15 protein-coding genes and 17 tRNA genes are annotated in these 18,930 nt (G+C 50.2%); 10 read left to right on the forward strand and 22 right to left on the reverse strand.

All coding sequences use genetic code 11. The annotated features are described in order from the left end of the window. The first annotated feature begins 5 nt into the window (after positions 1 to 5). The 3 genes from flgL to ACF8PK_RS02700 all read left to right on the forward strand — a co-directional run bounded on the left by flgL (position 6) and on the right by ACF8PK_RS02700 (position 4,461). Positions 6 to 1,199 (forward strand): flagellar hook-associated protein FlgL, encoded by a 1,194-nt coding sequence (gene flgL, locus ACF8PK_RS02690; RefSeq protein ID WP_004724779.1) that lies wholly within the window; start codon positions 6 to 8, stop codon positions 1,197 to 1,199. 396 nt (positions 1,200 to 1,595) lie between these two features. Then, on the forward strand, positions 1,596 to 2,735 hold the full coding sequence (locus ACF8PK_RS02695; protein WP_004724776.1) for a flagellin: 1,140 nt from the start codon (positions 1,596 to 1,598) through the stop codon (positions 2,733 to 2,735). 592 nt (positions 2,736 to 3,327) lie between these two features. Continuing rightward, complete coding sequence (locus ACF8PK_RS02700) at positions 3,328 to 4,461, forward strand: flagellin (RefSeq protein WP_004724775.1); 1,134 nt, start codon at positions 3,328 to 3,330, stop codon at positions 4,459 to 4,461. Between the two features lie 188 nt (positions 4,462 to 4,649). Here ACF8PK_RS02700 and ACF8PK_RS02705 read toward each other — a convergent pair. The 22 genes from ACF8PK_RS02705 to lolB form a co-directional block, all read right to left on the reverse strand. Next, positions 4,650 to 4,734 (reverse strand) — tRNA-Leu (locus ACF8PK_RS02705). Between the two features lie 46 nt (positions 4,735 to 4,780). Continuing rightward, a tRNA-Gln gene (locus tag ACF8PK_RS02710) sits at positions 4,781 to 4,855 on the reverse strand. Positions 4,856 to 4,870: 15 nt separating this feature from the next. Then, a tRNA-Leu gene (locus ACF8PK_RS02715) sits at positions 4,871 to 4,957 on the reverse strand. 124 nt (positions 4,958 to 5,081) lie between these two features. Continuing rightward, positions 5,082 to 5,166, reverse strand: a tRNA-Leu gene (locus ACF8PK_RS02720). 50 nt (positions 5,167 to 5,216) lie between these two features. Continuing rightward, positions 5,217 to 5,293: transfer RNA gene (locus ACF8PK_RS02725), tRNA-Met, on the reverse strand. Between the two features lie 36 nt (positions 5,294 to 5,329). After that, positions 5,330 to 5,414: transfer RNA gene (locus ACF8PK_RS02730), tRNA-Leu, on the reverse strand. A 49-nt stretch (positions 5,415 to 5,463) separates the two neighbouring features. Further along, positions 5,464 to 5,538, reverse strand: a tRNA-Gln gene (locus ACF8PK_RS02735). Positions 5,539 to 5,554: 16 nt separating this feature from the next. Continuing rightward, positions 5,555 to 5,641 (reverse strand) — tRNA-Leu (locus ACF8PK_RS02740). Between the two features lie 41 nt (positions 5,642 to 5,682). Then, positions 5,683 to 5,757 (reverse strand) — tRNA-Gln (locus ACF8PK_RS02745). Between the two features lie 27 nt (positions 5,758 to 5,784). Then, a tRNA-Leu gene (locus tag ACF8PK_RS02750) sits at positions 5,785 to 5,869 on the reverse strand. Between the two features lie 28 nt (positions 5,870 to 5,897). Beyond that, positions 5,898 to 5,982, reverse strand: a tRNA-Leu gene (locus ACF8PK_RS02755). A 46-nt stretch (positions 5,983 to 6,028) separates the two neighbouring features. Further along, a tRNA-Met gene (locus ACF8PK_RS02760) sits at positions 6,029 to 6,105 on the reverse strand. An 82-nt stretch (positions 6,106 to 6,187) separates the two neighbouring features. Beyond that, positions 6,188 to 6,262 (reverse strand) — tRNA-Gln (locus ACF8PK_RS02765). 16 nt (positions 6,263 to 6,278) lie between these two features. Continuing rightward, positions 6,279 to 6,365 (reverse strand) — tRNA-Leu (locus ACF8PK_RS02770). A 41-nt stretch (positions 6,366 to 6,406) separates the two neighbouring features. After that, positions 6,407 to 6,481 (reverse strand) — tRNA-Gln (locus ACF8PK_RS02775). Positions 6,482 to 6,508: 27 nt separating this feature from the next. Further along, positions 6,509 to 6,593: transfer RNA gene (locus ACF8PK_RS02780), tRNA-Leu, on the reverse strand. A gap of 50 nt (positions 6,594 to 6,643) precedes the next feature. Continuing rightward, positions 6,644 to 6,720: transfer RNA gene (locus ACF8PK_RS02785), tRNA-Met, on the reverse strand. 279 nt (positions 6,721 to 6,999) lie between these two features. Then, entirely contained in the window at positions 7,000 to 8,091 is a 1,092-nt protein-coding gene (gene ychF, locus ACF8PK_RS02790; protein ID WP_004724772.1) for a redox-regulated ATPase YchF, read from the reverse strand. Positions 8,092 to 8,101: 10 nt separating this feature from the next. Beyond that, the gene (pth, locus tag ACF8PK_RS02795) at positions 8,102 to 8,692 is read right to left on the reverse strand and encodes an aminoacyl-tRNA hydrolase (RefSeq protein ID WP_055465404.1); all 591 of its coding nucleotides are present in this window, start codon (positions 8,690 to 8,692) and stop codon (positions 8,102 to 8,104) included. A 152-nt stretch (positions 8,693 to 8,844) separates the two neighbouring features. Then, on the reverse strand, positions 8,845 to 9,789 hold the full coding sequence (locus tag ACF8PK_RS02800) for a ribose-phosphate pyrophosphokinase (RefSeq protein WP_004724767.1): 945 nt from the start codon (positions 9,787 to 9,789) through the stop codon (positions 8,845 to 8,847). A 29-nt stretch (positions 9,790 to 9,818) separates the two neighbouring features. Next, positions 9,819 to 10,691, reverse strand: coding sequence for a 4-(cytidine 5'-diphospho)-2-C-methyl-D-erythritol kinase (ispE, locus tag ACF8PK_RS02805; RefSeq protein ID WP_041942668.1), 873 nt, complete (start codon positions 10,689 to 10,691; stop codon positions 9,819 to 9,821). Positions 10,692 to 10,702: 11 nt separating this feature from the next. Next, positions 10,703 to 11,317, reverse strand: coding sequence for a lipoprotein insertase outer membrane protein LolB (gene lolB / locus ACF8PK_RS02810; RefSeq protein ID WP_392439993.1), 615 nt, complete (start codon positions 11,315 to 11,317; stop codon positions 10,703 to 10,705). A 163-nt stretch (positions 11,318 to 11,480) separates the two neighbouring features. Here lolB and hemA point away from each other — a divergent pair, with 163 nt between their 5' ends. The 7 genes from hemA to ushA all read left to right on the forward strand — a co-directional run bounded on the left by hemA (position 11,481) and on the right by ushA (position 18,889). Continuing rightward, complete coding sequence (gene hemA, locus ACF8PK_RS02815) at positions 11,481 to 12,740, forward strand: glutamyl-tRNA reductase (protein WP_238808918.1); 1,260 nt, start codon at positions 11,481 to 11,483, stop codon at positions 12,738 to 12,740. Between the two features lie 54 nt (positions 12,741 to 12,794). Beyond that, the gene (gene prfA / locus ACF8PK_RS02820) at positions 12,795 to 13,883 is read left to right on the forward strand and encodes a peptide chain release factor 1 (protein WP_004724760.1); all 1,089 of its coding nucleotides are present in this window, start codon (positions 12,795 to 12,797) and stop codon (positions 13,881 to 13,883) included. A 10-nt stretch (positions 13,884 to 13,893) separates the two neighbouring features. Then, on the forward strand, positions 13,894 to 14,775 hold the full coding sequence (prmC, locus tag ACF8PK_RS02825; protein WP_055465402.1) for a peptide chain release factor N(5)-glutamine methyltransferase: 882 nt from the start codon (positions 13,894 to 13,896) through the stop codon (positions 14,773 to 14,775). After that, positions 14,760 to 15,143 (forward strand): SirB2 family protein, encoded by a 384-nt coding sequence (locus tag ACF8PK_RS02830; protein ID WP_004724756.1) that lies wholly within the window; start codon positions 14,760 to 14,762, stop codon positions 15,141 to 15,143. The genes prmC and ACF8PK_RS02830 overlap by 16 nt, the downstream gene beginning before the upstream one ends. 50 nt (positions 15,144 to 15,193) lie before the next feature. Next, positions 15,194 to 16,003 (forward strand): SirB1 family protein, encoded by an 810-nt coding sequence (locus tag ACF8PK_RS02835; RefSeq protein ID WP_041942496.1) that lies wholly within the window; start codon positions 15,194 to 15,196, stop codon positions 16,001 to 16,003. 21 nt (positions 16,004 to 16,024) lie between these two features. Beyond that, positions 16,025 to 16,876 (forward strand): 3-deoxy-8-phosphooctulonate synthase, encoded by an 852-nt coding sequence (gene kdsA / locus ACF8PK_RS02840; RefSeq protein ID WP_004724752.1) that lies wholly within the window; start codon positions 16,025 to 16,027, stop codon positions 16,874 to 16,876. Positions 16,877 to 17,224: 348 nt separating this feature from the next. Next, positions 17,225 to 18,889: a bifunctional UDP-sugar hydrolase/5'-nucleotidase UshA gene (gene ushA / locus ACF8PK_RS02845; RefSeq protein WP_004724748.1), complete on the forward strand. Its 1,665-nt coding sequence runs from the start codon at positions 17,225 to 17,227 to the stop codon at positions 18,887 to 18,889. Positions 18,890 to 18,930 lie beyond the last annotated feature (41 nt).

Raw genomic sequence — 18,930 nt, forward strand, 5'->3', positions numbered from 1 at the left:
GATAAATGTTTAATCGTATTTCTAGCTTCCATAACTATCAGGCTGTGCAAAATGATTTGCGCCGTCAGGAATCGAAAATTCACCACAACCAGGCGCAATTGGCGTCAGGTAAGAAATTATTGTCGGCGGCGGATAACCCGTTGGCGACGCATTACATCCAGAATGTGTCTCAGCAGCAAGAGCAACTGCGTCAATACATGGATGCCATCGTGCTGGTGCGTAACCGTCTGGAACACCAAGAAGTGATTGTGTCGAGCGCCGAAGATTTTACCGACAAAGCCAAACGCAACGTCATGGAAATGATCAACGGTTCATTGTCGCCAGAAGATCGCGCCGCTCGCGCGCGTGAACTGGAAGAGATTGCCAATAACTTTCTCAACCTGGCTAATGTGCAAGATGAGTCGGGTAACTATATTTTTGCCGGGACCAAACCGACCACACAGCCGTTCTTTCGTGATAACGCGGGCAATGTCTCGTACGGCGGTGATGATTACCAGCGCAAGATGAAAATCTCCAACAGTTTGGAAATGCCGTTCAACACGCCGGGCAGCAAACTGTTTATGGAAATCGAAAACCCGTTTGGTGACTACGAACCGAATTACCAGTTGCGTGAAGGTTCAGAGCTGCTGCTTGAGAAAGCCAATAACAGCAATCCTGACGATGATGGTGAGTACAAAGTCACCTTTGTCGACATGACCAACGGTAAGTTTGGCTATCAATTGGAGCGCAATGGACGCGTGGTGGACACGGATGAATTCAATCCGAAAACCGGCATTCAATATGAAGATTTGACCATTCATGTTAAAGGGCAATTGACCGCGGGCGATGCGATTTCACTGACGCCACGTCAGTCGTTCAGCGTGTTCGATACCTTTAAAGACGCGATCAATTTTTCCAAGGCTTCTGTTTCGGATGCTTCGGCAACGGCGAAGTTGCAACAGATGACGCAAGAATTCCATACCGCCTTTATTCATATGAACAAAGCGCGTACGGATATCGGTGCGCGTTTGAGTACGCTCGATATTCAAGAAGAGCAACACGCAGATTTCAAAATCAGCCTGGCCAAATCGAAAAGCCAGTTTGAAGATCTGGATTATGCCGAAGCGGTGATTGAGTTCAATGAGAACTCGCGTGCGCTGCAGGCATCCCAGCAAGCATTTGGTAAAACCAAAGATTTAACCCTGTTCAACTACATCTAACCTTCAACGCCTTATGTGCCATGCCATAAGTGCGAAGGGAGTTTTGGTTGGACGGTTTTTCGTCGAATGATGGCGGCATTTTAACCGCTAATGACCTTCGACGAAGCGGCAAAAGCGCGGCAAATGCCGATTGCCGCTGATATTTTCTCTGATGATGAAGCGGTTCAGGAGAAAAGCTGAGTAAGCTAACTGATTGAAAATTAGCATATAAAATTTTTAGAAGCGGTTTTTATAAAGTTGGCACACTAATTGAATTGATAATATCAGAGTTGATACAACCCAGTTTTAAAGACGCCAGGTGGCGTGTTTAGCAAGTTATTCACGGTCAGTGCTTCCAAGAGAGAGTAAAGCTGACCGCTTCGCAAAAAGCTTGCGAACTCGATAGGAGAGCAAACTATGACCATTAACGTAAATACCAACGTGTCGGCAATGACCGCTCAACGTTATCTGAACAAAGCATCTAACGAGCTAAACACCTCGATGGAACGTCTGTCTTCAGGTAACCGCATTAACAGTGCGAAAGATGATGCGGCAGGCCTTCAGATCTCAAACCGTCTGACCGCGCAATCTCGCGGCCTGGATGTGGCCATGCGAAACGCCAACGATGGTATTTCGATTGCGCAGACTGCGGAAGGGGCGATGAACGAGTCGACCAGCATTCTGCAACGTATGCGTGACTTGTCACTGCAATCAGCGAACGGCACCAACTCAGCATCAGAGCGTAAAGCCCTGAACGAAGAAGTGACCGCGCTGCAAGATGAACTGAACCGTATCGCTGAAACCACATCATTTGGTGGTCGTAAGCTACTGAACGGCTCATTCGGTGAAGCGTCATTCCAAATCGGTGCGAGCTCAGGTGAAGCGATCATCATGGGCCTGACCAGCATTCGTGCGGATGACCATCGCATGGGCGGCATGTCTTTCGTGTCTGAGCAAGGTAAAGATAAAAACTGGGGTGTGCCAGACAATGCGCGCGACCTGAAGTTTGAATTCACCGGCAAAGATGGCGAGCCAGTCACGCTGAATATCAACGCGAAAACTGGCGACGACATCGAAGAGTTGGCGACGTACATCAATGGTCAAACAGACATCTTTAAAGCGTCTGTGGATCAAGATGGCAAGCTACAGATTTTCATTGCACAACCTGAGCTGGCAGAAGATTTCAGCATCTCCGGCGGGTTGGCATCTCAACTGGGCCTCAATACGGACAACGGTCAATACACCACCGTTCAAGATATTGATGTCAATACCGTGGGTGGTTCACAAAATGCGGTCGGTATCATCGACGCTGCATTGAAATACGTGGATTCACAACGTGCGGATCTGGGTGCGAAACAAAACCGTTTGAGCCACAGCATCAGCAACTTGGCGAACATCCAAGAAAACGTGGAATCATCGAAGAGCCGTATCAAAGATACAGACTTTGCGAAAGAAACCACACAGTTGACGAAGTCACAAATTCTGCAACAGGCAGGGACATCGATTCTTGCCCAAGCAAAACAGTTGCCAAACTCTGCAATTTCACTATTGCAGTAGTCCTGGGGTCCTTCATTAATCAGCTCAGACGTGAGTATATAGTGAAGGTACCTTGGCAAAGTATGATTGTTGATGATCAAAAAGCTCTCTCAAACTAACCCTGCTTTTTGATTTTGAATGGTCATGCTCATATGGTCAGCCACTTGTGTTCATTTCTCGTGATCTCCACATTGGCGATGGCTACTACCTAGCCCCGGTTCTCTCAAAGGAAAGGGGCTTTTCTTTTGCCTGCAATTTCCCATCTTGCCTCGAACCTCGATCGATTTCTCGGGTTCGTTTCCTGTGGCATTTTCATCTTTCCTTTTTCTCTGATCGACGATGGTCGTCGGGGGAATTGATACGCAGTCGATTGCACTCGTCCGGGGTGGTGAATTCTTTAGCGCTTTTTTCATATTTCATGATGTTTTGCGCCTTCAATCTCAAACTTCGCCTCAATGGCGTCTTTTTCTACAGAAAACCATTTTTTCTCTAAAGGAATAGCTCAGCAAGTCGCTAATAGAGATAACTTTGAGAGAACTACTTGGTTTTCCGAGACGTCGGAAGCCGTTCGTGAAGTTCCGCTACGTCTGAAAATCAAATAGGAGACACCAATATGGCGGTTAATGTAAATACCAACGTGTCAGCAATGACAGCCCAACGTTACTTGAATAGTGCTACCGGCGCGCAACAATCGTCGATGGAACGCTTGTCCTCAGGTTTTCGTATCAACAGTGCAAAAGATGATGCAGCGGGTCTGCAAATCTCCAACCGACTGAACGTGCAAAGCCGTGGTCTGGATGTCGCTGTACGCAACGCAAATGACGGTATCTCTATCGCTCAAACTGCGGAAGGTGCAATGAATGAAACCACCAACATTCTGCAACGTATGCGTGACTTGTCACTGCAATCGTCTAACGGTTCGAACTCAAAAGCGGAACGTGTTGCGATTCAGGAAGAAGTGACTGCACTCAACGATGAATTGAATCGTATCGCAGAAACCACGTCATTTGGTGGCAATAAGCTGTTGAACGGCACGTTCGCAACCAAATCGTTCCAGATCGGTGCGGACAACGGTGAAGCGGTGATGCTGAGCCTCAACAACATGCGCAGCGACAACCGCATGATGGGCGGTACTAGCTACAAAGCGGAAAATGGGAAAGATAAAGATTGGAGCGTTCAATCTGGCGCAAACGATCTGACCATTACGCTCAATGACAAGCTTGATGGCGAAAAAACGATTCAAATCAATGCGAAAGCAGGCGATGACATCGAAGAGCTGGCCACTTACATCAATGGTCAAACCGATATGATCAAAGCCTCTGTGGATCAAGAAGGCAAACTGCAACTGTTCACCGACAACAACAAAGTCGATGGTGAGGTGTCGTTTGGCGGTAGCTTGGCCGGTGAGCTGGGCATTCAGGAAGGCAAAGGCGTAACGGTCGATACCATTGACGTCACTTCTGTGGGTGGCGCGCAACAATCTGTTGCTGTGGTCGATGCAGCGCTGAAGTTCGTTGATAGCCACCGTGCGGAATTGGGTGCATTCCAAAACCGTTTCAACCACGCGGTCAACAACTTAGACAACATCAACGAAAACGTGAATGCGTCGAAGAGCCGTATCAAAGATACCGACTTTGCGAAAGAAACAACGGCACTGACCAAGTCTCAAATCTTGGGTCAAGCTTCTAGCTCTGTCTTGGCACAAGCGAAACAGGCGCCTCAGGCGGCACTCGCTCTGCTTGGTTAAGCGAATACAAATCAGCATGACGTGCAAAAATCCAGCTTCGGCTGGATTTTTTTATGCGTTGGATCGTAACCGTCTGTTTTATAAATCAAGGTCAAGAAGGGGCAAAACAACAGAGGGAACTGGCGATTTACGTCAGAAACGCAATAACCAGATAAAACAAAACCCAGCCGAAGCTGGGTTTGTCTATATGGTGCGGAAGAAGAGACTTGAACTCTTACACCTTGCGGCGCCAGAACCTAAATCTGGTGCGTCTACCAATTTCGCCACTTCCGCATGTTTTGTGGATAACCCGACTTGGTATATCGAATCATCGTTGTAATGGCAGGTCTACCTGGATTCGAACCAGGGAATGGCGGCATCAAAAGCCGCTGCCTTACCGCTTGGCGATAGACCTACAAGATACTGAATTTGGTGCGGAGGGAGGGACTTGAACCCTCACGTCCTAACGGACACTAGCACCTGAAGCTAGCGCGTCTACCAATTCCGCCACCACCGCAAATTCAGTTATTTGTCTTTTCAGCTATCTTTACTGACAAGTCGTGCTGGATTATAACCACAACAGGCAACATTGTCATACAGCTTTTTGATTATGCTAAGAAAACTTAGTTCATCATCAAATATGGTGCGGAAGGAGAGACTTGAACTCTCACACCTTGCGGCGCCAGAACCTAAATCTGGTGCGTCTACCAATTTCGCCACTTCCGCGTTGTTTCCTAAAGACTCTGTCATGTTGCCATGCAAAAGTACTTAGGAAATGGTGGCTACGACGGGATTCGAACCTGTGACCCCATCATTATGAGTGATGTGCTCTAACCAGCTGAGCTACGTAGCCATTTCTATTCTTTCGTTGATTCAACGAGGGAATAGATGGTGCGGAAGGAGAGACTTGAACTCTCACACCTTGCGGCGCCAGAACCTAAATCTGGTGCGTCTACCAATTTCGCCACTTCCGCATCATATTTTATAGATAACCCGACTTGGTATATCGAATCATCGTTGTAATGGCAGGTCTACCTGGATTCGAACCAGGGAATGGCGGCATCAAAAGCCGCTGCCTTACCGCTTGGCGATAGACCTACAAATATACTGAATTTGGTGCGGAGGGAGGGACTTGAACCCTCACGTCCTAACGGACACTAGCACCTGAAGCTAGCGCGTCTACCAATTCCGCCACCACCGCAAATTCAGTATGTGTCTGATAACCTCAGACAAGGTGTAATATGGCAGGTCTACCTGGATTCGAACCAGGGAATGGCGGCATCAAAAGCCGCTGCCTTACCGCTTGGCGATAGACCTACAGCGATAACTTTCGTTATCTAAATATGGTGCGGAAGAAGAGACTTGAACTCTTACACCTTGCGGCGCCAGAACCTAAATCTGGTGCGTCTACCAATTTCGCCACTTCCGCAGAAATAGTTTTTAGAATATCGGGATGATGGTGCGGAAGGAGAGACTTGAACTCTCACACCTTACGGCGCCAGAACCTAAATCTGGTGCGTCTACCAATTTCGCCACTTCCGCGTCCCGGTATTCAAAGTCACAACATCAGTTGTTAACTTGAAATAAGTGGTGGCTACGACGGGATTCGAACCTGTGACCCCATCATTATGAGTGATGTGCTCTAACCAGCTGAGCTACGTAGCCATCTTTTCAGAGCGAGAAACTATAATACAATCTCGTCTGCAGTTCCAATAGTTTTTACATCATATTGAAACTTAAAGAATTATGGCAGGTCTACCTGGATTCGAACCAGGGAATGGCGGCATCAAAAGCCGCTGCCTTACCGCTTGGCGATAGACCTACAAATCTACTAAATTTGGTGCGGAGGGAGGGACTTGAACCCTCACGTCCTAACGGACACTAGCACCTGAAGCTAGCGCGTCTACCAATTCCGCCACCACCGCAAATTCAGTATGTGTCTGATAGCCTCAGACAAGGTGTAATATGGCAGGTCTACCTGGATTCGAACCAGGGAATGGCGGCATCAAAAGCCGCTGCCTTACCGCTTGGCGATAGACCTACAGCGATAACTTTCGTTATCTAAATATGGTGCGGAAGAAGAGACTTGAACTCTTACACCTTGCGGCGCCAGAACCTAAATCTGGTGCGTCTACCAATTTCGCCACTTCCGCATAATTTCCTAAAGACTCTGTCATGTTGCCATGTAAAAGTACTTAGGAAATGGTGGCTACGACGGGATTCGAACCTGTGACCCCATCATTATGAGTGATGTGCTCTAACCAGCTGAGCTACGTAGCCAAGAATTTTTGTTGCTCGCTTCAAAGTTGCCTTATCGCCGAGAACGGTGCGCATTATGCGGATATGGCTTAGGAGCGTCAACAGTTTTTTTGAATAAATTCCCCGAAACTGACCGTTCGACTTTTTTTTAAACAAAGAGGCGTGTTTGTGATCAAAAACTGCTACCAAAACAACAGATTCATTACCTTTATCCGGTGTTGATTATGCAAATTTCTCGCATTTGAAAACAACAAAAGCCAACCCTGAGGTTGGCTTTTGAACAATCGAATCAGAACAGACTTAAACGTTGAAACGGAAGTGAATCACATCGCCATCTTTTACGATGTAATCTTTGCCTTCAAGACGCCATTTACCAGCTTCTTTCGCGCCACTTTCACCGTTGTACTGAATGAAATCGTCGTAACCGATCACTTCGGCACGGATGAAGCCGCGTTCGAAGTCGGTGTGGATTTTACCTGCCGATTGCGGCGCGGTCGCACCGATTGGAATGGTCCATGCACGTACTTCTTTAACACCCGCGGTGAAGTAAGTGTGCAGGCTCAGCAGATCGTAGCCAGAACGGATCACGCGGTTCAGGCCCGGTTCTTCGATGCCTAGATCGGCCAAGAACTCATCACGCTCGTCTTCTTCAAGTTCAGACAATTCAGATTCAATCGCGGCGCACACAGGAACAACCACGTTGTTCTCTTTTGCTGCGAACTCGCGCACTGCATCGAGGTATGGGTTGTCGTCAAAACCATCTTCGGCCACGTTCGCAATGTACATGGTTGGTTTGAGCGTCAGGAAGTTCAGGTAGCCAACTGCCGCTAGTTCTTCTTTCGACAAATTCACAGTACGTGCAGAGCCACCTTCCGTGAGCACGGGTAGCAGTTTTTCTAGCACGGTCAGTTCAAATTTTGCGTCTTTATCGCCGCCTTTTGCGCGTTTTGCTTGGCGTTGAATGGCGCGTTCACAGCTATCAAGGTCAGCCAGAGCTAGCTCCAGGTTGATCACTTCGATGTCTTCAATCGGGGAGACTTTACCGGCAACGTGCACGATATTTTCGTTTTCAAAACAACGCACGACGTGACCAATTGCATCGGTTTCACGAATGTTCGCCAGGAATTTGTTGCCTAGGCCTTCACCTTTTGATGCGCCAGCAACCAAGCCTGCGATATCCACGAATTCCATCGTGGTTGGCAGAACGCGCTCAGGATTGACGATGTTTGCCAGTGCGTCCAAACGCAGATCCGGCACTGGTACGACACCAGTGTTTGGTTCGATAGTACAAAACGGGAAGTTTGCCGCTTCGATACCTGCTTTAGTGAGTGCATTAAAAAGTGTTGATTTGCCAACGTTTGGAAGACCAACGATGCCACATTTAAAACCCATGACTGTAACCTTATTCAGCTTTGAACGTGTGTAAGCGGTTTTGCGCTTTGGTGAGGCCATCTTTAAATAAGATGTCGAGGCAGCGAACGGATTCATCTACCACGGCATCCAGACACTCCTGCTCTTTGGCGGGAGCTTTGCCTAACACATAGCCTGCTACTTTATCTTTGTGTCCCGGATGGCCGATGCCAATCCGCAGACGGTAAAATTCTTTGTTGTTGCCCAGTTTGCTGATGGTGTCTTTGAGGCCATTGTGACCCCCGTGACCGCCACCTTTTTTAAACTTAGCCACCCCCGGTGGGAGATCCAGCTCATCGTGAGCGACCATGATCTCTTCGGGATTGATCTGGTAAAACTTGGCCAATGCGCCAACGGCTTTACCGGATAAATTCATAAACGTGGTGGGGATCAGCAAACGCAGATCGTCGCCGTTGACCATGATACGACCGGTTAAACCAAAGAACTTCGGCTCATTTTTCAGCACCACGTTGTGGATGCGAGCCAGTTCTTCTACGACCCATGCACCGGCATTGTGTCGTGTTTTGGCGTATTCCGGGCCCGGGTTGGCCAGACCGACAAGTAATTTAATGGGTTGACTCAAGGCTAGGATCCCTTCGGAAACGAAAAAGCGCGGTATGATAGCACAGAAAAGACGCGCGGGGCGAGACTCTGCTTTTCTCGTGCGCTGAGAAATAAAAAGCGCCTCATCCGAAGATGAAGCGCCCAATCAGAAGCGGTCTCTGAGCAAACGAATTAGTTGAACATTGCAGAGATAGATTCTTCGTTGCTGATACGACGAATCGCTTCAGCCAGCATGGTTGACAACGTCAGTTGAGAAACTTTGCCAGTCGCTGCCATCTCTTTAGACAAGGTGATTGAGTCAGTGACGATCACTTGGTCTAGCACAGAGCTCTTGATGTTTTTCGCTGCGTTACCAGAGAATACCGCGTGAGTCGCGTAAGCAAAAACGCGTTTTGCGCCACGTTCTTTCAGCGCTTCTGCGGCTTTACACAGTGTACCACCGGTGTCGATCATGTCGTCGACGATCACGCAGTCGCGGCCTTCGACGTCACCGATCAGGTTCATCACTTCAGACACGTTTGCACGTGGACGACGTTTGTCGACGATAGCAATGTCGATATCGCCCAGCGCTTTTGCAGTTGCGCGTGCACGAACAACACCACCCAGATCCGGAGAAACCACCACTGGATCTTCCAGATTACGTGCTTTCATGTCTTCCAGTAGAACTGGCGTACCGAAAATGTTATCTACTGGTACGTCGAAGAAGCCTTGAATTTGCTCTGCGTGCAGGTCGATAGTGAGAACGCGGTCAACGCCGACGTTTGAAAGGAAATCTGCAACAACTTTTGCAGTGATTGGCACACGGGACGAGCGCACACGGCGATCTTGACGAGCATAACCAAAGTAAGGGATAACAGCAGTAATACGGCCTGCTGAAGCACGGCGCATCGCATCAATCATAACCACCAACTCCATCAGGTTGTCGTTGGTTGGTGCACAAGTTGATTGAATAATGAATACATCGCTACCACGAACATTTTCATTGATTTGTACTGCGACTTCGCCGTCAGAGAAACGGGAAACAGTCGCATCACCAAGAGAAATGTAGAGACGTTCAGCAATACGTTGGGCTAGTTCGGGTGTGGCGTTACCAGCAAATAGCTTCATATCAGGCACGGTGGAAACCTCAGGGTTGCGTCCAGTTTTTAAATAGATTGGGTGTGGGCTGATTGGTAATCAGCCAGCGTCTCTTTGAGCGGTGAAACATTGCGCCCATGGGCGACAAACGCAGAGACGTTGTCAGGGAGTTCGGCAAGGACAGCTTCCGCTTCTTTCTTGCTCAAAAATTCAGCAAAAACGCAAGATCCCGTCCCGGTCAATCTTGACGGCGCGTATTGTAGCAGCCAAGAAAGTTGCTTATCAACCTCTGGGTAAAGCATTCGGACAATTTTTTCGCAATCGTTTTCGTAACAAGTGTCAAGAAGCGTTGCCAGATCTCGCTTCGCTGTGCTTCTTGTCAGTTGCGGATGCGTGAAGATATCTTTGGTCGCAATCGCCACGTTCGGGCGTACCACTAAATACCATTTTTCATCCACGTCGACGTGCGACAGGCGTTCACCCACGCCTTCGGCAAATGCGGCAAATCCACGCACAAACACCGGCACGTCGGCGCCAAGCGCGAGGCCAATTTGGGCCAGTTCATCATCACTGAGATGGGTTTGCCACAGGTGATTAAGCGCCACCAGTACGGTGGCCGCATTGGATGAGCCGCCGCCAATCCCGCCGCCCATCGGCAGCACTTTGTTGAGTTCAATCTTGGCTCCAAGCGAACAACCGCTGGCGCGTTGCAGCGCGGTGGCCGCTTTCCAGATCAAATTGTCTTCGGTGGCCACGCCCGGCAATTCCGGCGTCAGCACAATCTCGCTGTTGGTGTGGGCGGTGATGGTGAGTGTGTCGCTGTGGTCTAGGAACTGAAACAGGGTTTGCAGTTCATGGTAGCCATCGGCGCGGCGACCAGTGATGTACAGAAACAGATTGAGTTTGGCCGGAGAAGGCCAAGTGGTCGGCGTATTCAGTATCGGGCCTGGAATCATGGCGTCAGTGTCCAATTGGAAATCACGAGGTTAATCGAGGTTTGGTTTTGAGTCAGTTTGAGCTTATCCGGCAATGGCAGTTGGGTGTGTTGCCATGGGTATTCACGATAGCGGCCGTAATCCACATGCCAGTTGGTGCTGCCCGCGCGCTTGTCTAAGGTCGCGAGGGTGTTGTTCTCGTTCAGCGCGTACGCATCGGCTTGGGACGGCAGGCCGAGGATCCAGTCTTGTAGCAGATCCACCGGGATATCGAGCCCGGTCAGTTGGCGTACCAAAAGCTGCGCGTTGGGGGCGGTATAAACTTGGTTATCATACGTTTCCACGCGCGCGCCTTGCGCGGTCATGGTCAGGTTGAGCACCGTCTGGCCGAGAAAGTTAGTCAGGCGTAACTGACTATTTTGGTTGGATTTTTGCCATTGAAAGTTCAGAGATTGGCGCTGCTCAGGTGAGATGTAACCGATTTTGCCGGCCAGTTTAAATTGCGCGATGCTCGTCAGTCGAGCTTGATGGGATTGCCATTGCACATCGGTAATGGGTTCCGGCACGCTGCTACAGCCAAAGAGGGTCATTAGCAGCATCACGATCAGGTAAATACGTGGCTTATGCGTCATAAAAAGTGCTCGTTATTTATCCAGTCAAAATGGTCAAACGGTCTTCACTATATCATTGATATCACGAACTCGGGAAAACAAATCCCGTTGACCCTTTCAATAAACAGGGTCATCAAGTAAAATTCTGCGCCTAGCCCATTTCTTACCAGAGAACCCTCGATAGATGTCCTTGCTTGCTATTGGAATCAATCACAATACGGCTTCGGTTGAATTGCGAGAAAAAGTTGCGTTTGGCCCAGACAAGTTGTCTGACGCCTTGGAGCAGCTATCGGACAGTTCATTTGTCAACGGGAGCGTGATCCTGTCGACGTGTAACCGCACCGAGATTTACTGTGATGTGAAGTCATCGTGCAAGAACAAGGTGATCGAATGGTTGTCGCAGTTCCATCAGGTGAATGCTGAAGATCTTAAACCGAGCCTTTATGTGCATGAAGAACAGGCGGCGATTCGCCACTTGATGCGCGTCTCATGTGGCTTGGATTCTCTGGTGTTGGGGGAGCCGCAAATTCTGGGGCAGGTCAAACAGGCCTACGCCGATTCTCGCGAAAGTCGTTCAGTCGATTCGTCGATGGAAAAGTTATTCCAAAAAGCGTTTTCTGTGGCCAAACGGGTTCGTACTGAAACCGAAATCGGCGGCAGTGCAGTGTCGGTGGCGTATGCCGCTTGCACACTGGCAAAACACATTTTTGAATCACTTTCGGATGCGACGGTGCTCTTGGTTGGGGCAGGTGAAACCATTGAGTTGGTGGCCAAGCACTTGGCCAGCCACAACTGTAAACGCATGATCGTGGCCAACCGCACACGTGAGCGTGCCATGAATTTGGCCGAGCAGTTCAACGCTGAAGTGATTGCACTGAATGAAATTCCCGATTATCTGGCGCATGCCGATATCGTCATCAGTTCAACCGCCAGTCCGCTGCCAATCATTGGTAAAGGCATGGTCGAAACCGCCCTGAAAGCGCGTCGTTATCAGCCGATGTTGCTGGTGGATATCGCGGTGCCGCGCGACATTGAATCGCAAGTTGGCGATTTGAACGACGCGTACCTCTATTCAGTGGATGATTTGCAATCTATCGTTGATAGTAATATTGAGCAGCGCAAGGTTGAAGCGATTCAAGCCGAAGCGATTGTCAGCGAAGAAAGTGCCGCGTTCATGACTTGGATGCGCTCGCTACAAGCGGTCGACAGTATTCGCGATTACCGCAAAGCGGCCAATGACATTCGTGAGGATTTGCTGAGCAAAAGCTTGCAAGCGTTGGCGGCAGGCGGCGATCCAGAAAAACTGCTGATTGAACTGAGCAACAAACTCACCAACAAACTGATCCACACCCCGACGCGTGCGTTGCAAACCGCCGCGGAGCAGGGAGAGCCAGCCAAACTGGCCATTATCAGACAAAGTCTGGGTCTTGATGACCCACAATAAAGTCTTGATGATCCACAATAAACACTTACTCCTTATTCGTTTAAAGAAGAAACTATGAAAGCGTCGATTTTAGTAAAGCTTGAATCCCTGGTTGAGCGTTATGAAGAGGTTCAACACCTGCTGGGCGACCCCGCAGTTATCGGAGATCAGGACAAGTTCCGTGCTCTGTCAAAAGAGTACTCACAGCTTGAGGAGATCACTCACTGTTTTCAGGCTTATCAGCAAGCGCAGGACGATCTGAGCGCGGCGGAAGAGATGGCCAAAGAAGACGACGCAGAGATGCGTGAAATGGCGCAAGACGAAATCAAGGTCGCGAAAGCCGAGATTGAGCGCCTGAGCGACGAGCTGCAAATTTTGCTGCTGCCTAAAGATCCCAACGATGACCGCAACTGTTTCTTGGAAATCCGCGCTGGTGCGGGCGGTGATGAAGCAGGCATTTTTGCCGGCGACCTGTTCCGCATGTACAGCCGTTTCGCTGAAAAACGCGGTTGGCGCATCGAAGTGATGTCATCCAACGAAGCAGAGCACGGCGGCTACAAAGAAATGATTGCCAAAGTGAGCGGCGATGGTGCGTACGGTGTGCTGAAATTTGAATCCGGCGGCCACCGCGTACAACGTGTTCCAGCGACCGAATCGCAAGGCCGTGTGCACACCTCGGCGTGTACCGTGGCGGTCATGGCTGAAGTGCCAGAAGCTGAAATTCCAGAAATCCGTACCGCGGATCTGAAAATTGATACCTTCCGCTCGTCTGGTGCGGGTGGTCAGCACGTCAACACCACCGATTCTGCAATTCGTATTACTCACTTGCCAACTGGCATTGTGGTGGAGTGTCAGGACGAGCGTTCACAGCACAAAAACAAAGCCAAAGCGATGTCGGTACTGGCTGCGCGCATTGCGAAAGCGGAAGAAGAAAAACGTGCGGCGGCAATCTCCGACACGCGTCGTAACCTGCTGGGTTCGGGCGATCGCAGTGACCGCATTCGGACTTACAACTACCCGCAAGGCCGCGTGTCTGATCACCGCATTAACCTGACGGTTTACCGTTTGAGTGAAGTGATGGAAGGCGATCTGCAATCGCTGGTGGATCCCGTGATTCAAGAACACCAAGCGGATCAGCTGGCTGCGCTTGCTGAGCTCAACTGATTTGATGTCAATGACTTCGCCACTGACCATAGAAGCCGCCCTCAAGGCGGCGACTTTGCAATTGACGCACAGCGGCAGTGATTCGCCGTCACTCGATGCCGCCGTGCTGCTTTGCCATGCGCTGGATAAACCGCGTTCCTACTTGCTGACTTGGCCCGATAAAATTCTCGATGACACCACGCATGCAGCATTTGATGCACTGCTTGCCCGTCGCCTGACTGGCGAGCCGGTTGCGTACATCATCGGGGAGCGTGAATTCTGGTCGCTGCCGCTGAAAGTTTCGCCATCCACCTTAATTCCGCGTCCCGACACGGAACGCTTGGTGGAAGTGGCGCTGGAGAAAGCGCAGACGCTGGATGGTGATATTCTCGATTTGGGGACGGGCACAGGCGCGATTGCCTTGGCGCTTGCCTCTGAACTACCACAACGTCGCGTGGTTGGGATCGACCTGCGTGACGAAGCGCAGCAATTGGCCAGCGACAATGCAAACCGTTTGCACTTAACCAATGTCACGTTTTTGCAGGGCAGTTGGTTTGAACCCTTATCACACGGTACAAAGTTTGCTTTGATAGTCTCCAACCCGCCATACATCGAAGAAAACGATCCGCATTTGGCTCAGGGCGATGTGCGCTTTGAACCGAAAAGTGCGCTGGTTGCCGCCGATAACGGGTTAGCCGACATCAAACATATCAGCGACGCTGGCCGTGATTATCTGCAAAGCGGCGGCTGGTTGGCGTTTGAACACGGTTACGATCAGGGTGCGAGCGTGAGAACCATCATGCAAGCGCTGGGCTATCAGCACGTGATCACCGAGCAGGATTATGCCGGTCATGATCGCGTGACGCTGGGCCAATATAACGACGAACGAGGAAGACAATGTACGAAGGATTAAAACATTTTCACTTGCTGACCATCGGTCTGAGCGCGCTGCTGCTCTCGGTACGTTACGTACTGATGATGATGGATTCAGAACTGCGCCAACATAAATTCCTCAAAGTGTTTCCTCATATTGTGGACACCTGCCTGCTGCTCTCCGGCATCGGCCTGATTTTTGTCACCGGATTTGTGCCATTTACCGCAGCCGCACCTTGGATGACCGACAAACTGACCAGCGTGCTGGCTTACATCGCACTGGGTTTCTTTGCCCTAAAACTGGGTCGCAACAAGCTGCTGCGCACATTTGCGTTTTTTGGTGCGCTGGGCTGGCTGGCGATTGCCGGCAAAATTGCCGTAACCAAAATTCCGATGTTCTTTGGCTAAGCCGCATTGGCTGTTGCTGTCCGTATTAGATTCACAGATAGAGTAGTGTGATGCTGGATTTGTTTGATGAAGATTTCGATGCGATGGAGCTGGTGGAAGGTGCCCTTGCGCTGAATAAAGCCATCAATCCGGACACCCAGGTCGACTGGGCGCGCATCGAATTGAAACGATTACTGGACGATGCTGAGCAAAGTCTGGTCCATGAACGCGATGAAAAGCAGCGTTTTGAATCGTTTCTACGCTTATTCTATTTTGAGTGGGGATTTTGTGGTGACCGCGAGGCCTACTACGATTCCCACAACGCGTTCATCGATAAAGTGCTGGAACGCCGCAAAGGCATTCCTGTCAGTTTGGGCGCATTGCTGCTGTTTTTTGGTCGCCAATTGGGCTTTCCGCTGCAAGGCATCACCTTTCCGACGCAGTTCTTATTGGAACTGCGCTGGCCGGGAGAAGCGCCTTTGTACCTGAACCCGTTTTCCGGTGAATATGTGTCGCGTCATACCTTGCAAGCGTGGCTGATTGGCCACAAAGGCCCGCTGACCAAACTCAAAGCCGACCATTTGAAGCCTGCCGATCACCCAACCATCATTGGGCGTTGGTTGGCCTTGCTGAAAAGTGCTCTGCTGCGTGAAGAGCGCTATACTCTAGCGCTGAGATGCACCGATCTGGCACTGACGTTTGTGCCCGATGATCCGTATGAAATTCGCGATCGCGGCTTTATCTATCAACAGTTGGATTGCCATCAGGTGGCGCTGACGGATTATCAATATTTTATTGAGCAGTGCCCGGACGATCCGGCCGCAGAATTATTGAAAACTCAACTCAATGCACTCAGTCACAACCATGTGACGCTGCATTAATCACAACGAAGAGAAAAGAGAATGGAACAGAAAATTGTTCACGTCGGTGATATTCCGGTTGCCAACGACAAGCCGTTTACCCTGTTTGCAGGTATGAACGTTCTGGAGTCGCGCGATATGGCGATGCAAATCTGTGAGCACTACGTCAAAGTGACTGACAAATTGGGCATCCCTTACGTATTCAAAGCTTCGTTTGATAAAGCGAACCGCAGCTCAGTGCACTCGTACCGTGGTCCTGGCTTGGAAGAAGGCATGAAAATTTTCCAAGAACTGAAAGACACGTTCGGCGTGAAAATCATCACTGACGTGCACACCGAAGCACAAGCACAGCCGGTTGCGGACGTGGTGGATGTGATTCAGTTGCCCGCGTTTTTGGCGCGTCAAACCGACCTTGTTGAAGCCATGGCGAAGACAGGCGCGGTGATCAACGTGAAAAAACCACAATTCATGAGCCCAGGTCAAGTGGGCAACATCGTGGAAAAATTCGCAGAGTGTGGCAATGAGAAAGTGATCCTGTGTGAGCGCGGCTCATGCCATGGTTACGACAACTTGGTTGTTGATATGCTGGGATTTGGCGTGATGAAGAAAGCGTCGAACGGCAGCCCTATCATTTTTGACGTGACGCACTCCCTGCAAATGCGTGACCCATCGGGCGCTGCCTCGGGTGGTCGTCGTGAGCAAACTGTGGAACTGGCGAAAGCGGGTCTGGCAACGGGCATCGCGGGCTTGTTCATTGAAGCGCACCCGAATCCAGATCAAGCGCGATGCGATGGCCCATCGGCACTGCCGCTCGACAAGCTGGAGCCGTTCTTGGCGCAAATGAAAGCGCTGGACGATTTGGTGAAAAGCTTCGCGCCGATCGACATTCGCTAATCGATTGCAGAAGCCGCCTTCGGGCGGCTTTTTTGTCGCTGTGCTTCGGCGGTGACGTAAACGCTTGCGCACTCATTTTTGCAGATGGCGTGCGGATAACGGGTGAAATACTCTCGGCGCTTCACAACACCATTTGCCATTTCTCGATACGCTTCGCCACGCCTGTGGCTATTTTTAGTGATGAATTTCACAGAGTGATGCAACAAAGCTGTTACATCATTTGGCTTATTTTAAATTAGTTCATGTTTTATCAGTCAGTTGGCGCGATCACTCTCAAAGAAGAGCGCATTGACTGACTACACTTTGAAAAGAAAAGTAGTGGACCCCCATCAGTTGAAAGGTACGACAATGAAACAAGGCTTACTCCTCAAATCCGTGTTAAGCGCCGCAATTATTGCGTCGCTGGCTGGCTGTGCTTCGCAACCCGCACACGAATGGCAACAAGACACCACCTACAAGTTGACCATTTTGCACACCAACGACCATCACGGCCGTTTTTGGCAGAACAACTATGGTGAATACGGCATGGCCGCGCGCAAAACGCTGATTGACCAGATCCGTGCGGATGTAGAAGCGCAGGGCGGCAGCGTGCTGTTGTTGTCTGGCGGTGACATCAACACCGGGGTGCCCGAATCTGATTTGCAGAATGCCGAACCGGATTTCAAAGGCATGAGTCACATTGGTTATGATGCGATGGCCATTGGTAACCACGAATTCGATAACCCGCTCGAAGTGCTGTTCCAACAGGAAGAGTGGGCCAACTTCCCGATGCTGTCGGCCAACATTTATGACAAAGCGACTGGCAAACGTCTGTTCCAGCCGTACCACATCTTCGACAAGCAGGGCATTAAGATTGCGGTGATCGGCCTGACCACAGAAGACACCGCCAAGATTGGTAACCCGGAATACATCGGTGGCATTGATTTTCGCGATCCCAAAGCGGAAGCGAAACAGGTGATCCAAGAACTGAAAAAAACCGAACACCCAGATCTGATCATCGCCGTGACACACATGGGCCACTACCAGAATGGTCAGCATGGCATTAATGCGCCGGGCGATGTGGCACTGGCGCGCTTCCTGCCGAAAGGTGAACTCGACATGATCGTCGGTGGTCACTCCCAAGAGCCGGTTTGTATGGAAGGCCCGAATCTGGTGAAGAAAAACTTCGTACCGGGTGATGAGTGTAAGCCGGACATTCAAAACGGAACGTACATCGTTCAAGCGTACGAATGGGGGAAATATGTCGGTCGTGCGGATTACGAATTCCGTAACGGTGAACTGAACATGGTCAGCTACAACCTCATTCCGGTGAACTTGAAGAAAAAAGTGAAGGTGAACGGCGAAAGCCAACGTGTATTTGCCACCACTGAAATTAAAGAAGACCCAGCGATGCTCGATTTCCTGCGTCCGTATCAGGAAAAAGGTGCAGCGCAGCTGAACGTGAAGATCGCTGAAACCAACGGTAAATTGGAAGGTGATCGCGATGTGGTGCGCTACCAACAAACCAATCTGGGTCGTTTGATTGCGACCGCGCACATGCAGCGCGCGAAAGCCGACTTTGGTGTGATGAACTCGGGCGGCGTGCGTGACTCCATTCCTGCCGGTGATGTGACCTATAAAGATGTGCTGCAAGTGCAGCCATTTGGCAACATCGTGAGCTACGTCGACATGAATGGTCAGGAAGTGTTGGATTACCTCAACGTGGTGGCAACCAAGCCGATTGATTCCGGTGCCTACGCGCAATTTGCGGGGATTACCATGACGGTCGCCAACGGTAAAGTGTCGAACGTCTTCATTGGTGGTAAACAGCTGCGTCTGGATGAGAATTACCGCTTTACCGTGCCAAGCTTTAACGCGGCGGGCGGTGACGGCTATCCGAAGATTTCTGATCACGCGGGTTACGTCAACACCGGTTTTGTCGACGCTGAAGTGCTGAAAGATTATCTGGAAGCGAACAGTCCGGTGGATGTGAACCGTTTCGCGCCATCGGGTGAAATCGTTTATCAGGAATGAGGACAGGAAAGGATTGACTCAATAGGTTGAATCCCTTTAAC

Source organism: Vibrio sp. CJQ_6, from assembly GCF_043106745.1.
Classification (GTDB): domain Bacteria; phylum Pseudomonadota; class Gammaproteobacteria; order Enterobacterales; family Vibrionaceae; genus Vibrio; species Vibrio furnissii.

Coding starts and splice junctions, on each gene's coding strand:
- flgL (WP_004724779.1), top strand. CDS start 6: ATGTTTAATCGTATTTCTAGCTTCCATAACTATCAGGCTGTGCAAAAT.
- ACF8PK_RS02695 (WP_004724776.1), top strand. CDS start 1,596: ATGACCATTAACGTAAATACCAACGTGTCGGCAATGACCGCTCAACGT.
- ACF8PK_RS02700 (WP_004724775.1), top strand. CDS start 3,328: ATGGCGGTTAATGTAAATACCAACGTGTCAGCAATGACAGCCCAACGT.
- ychF (WP_004724772.1), bottom strand. CDS start 8,091: ATGGGTTTTAAATGTGGCATCGTTGGTCTTCCAAACGTTGGCAAATCA.
- lolB (WP_392439993.1), bottom strand. CDS start 11,317: ATGACGCATAAGCCACGTATTTACCTGATCGTGATGCTGCTAATGACC.
- hemA (WP_238808918.1), top strand. CDS start 11,481: ATGTCCTTGCTTGCTATTGGAATCAATCACAATACGGCTTCGGTTGAA.
- prfA (WP_004724760.1), top strand. CDS start 12,795: ATGAAAGCGTCGATTTTAGTAAAGCTTGAATCCCTGGTTGAGCGTTAT.
- prmC (WP_055465402.1), top strand. CDS start 13,894: ATGACTTCGCCACTGACCATAGAAGCCGCCCTCAAGGCGGCGACTTTG.
- ACF8PK_RS02830 (WP_004724756.1), top strand. CDS start 14,760: ATGTACGAAGGATTAAAACATTTTCACTTGCTGACCATCGGTCTGAGC.
- ACF8PK_RS02835 (WP_041942496.1), top strand. CDS start 15,194: ATGCTGGATTTGTTTGATGAAGATTTCGATGCGATGGAGCTGGTGGAA.
- kdsA (WP_004724752.1), top strand. CDS start 16,025: ATGGAACAGAAAATTGTTCACGTCGGTGATATTCCGGTTGCCAACGAC.
- ushA (WP_004724748.1), top strand. CDS start 17,225: ATGAAACAAGGCTTACTCCTCAAATCCGTGTTAAGCGCCGCAATTATT.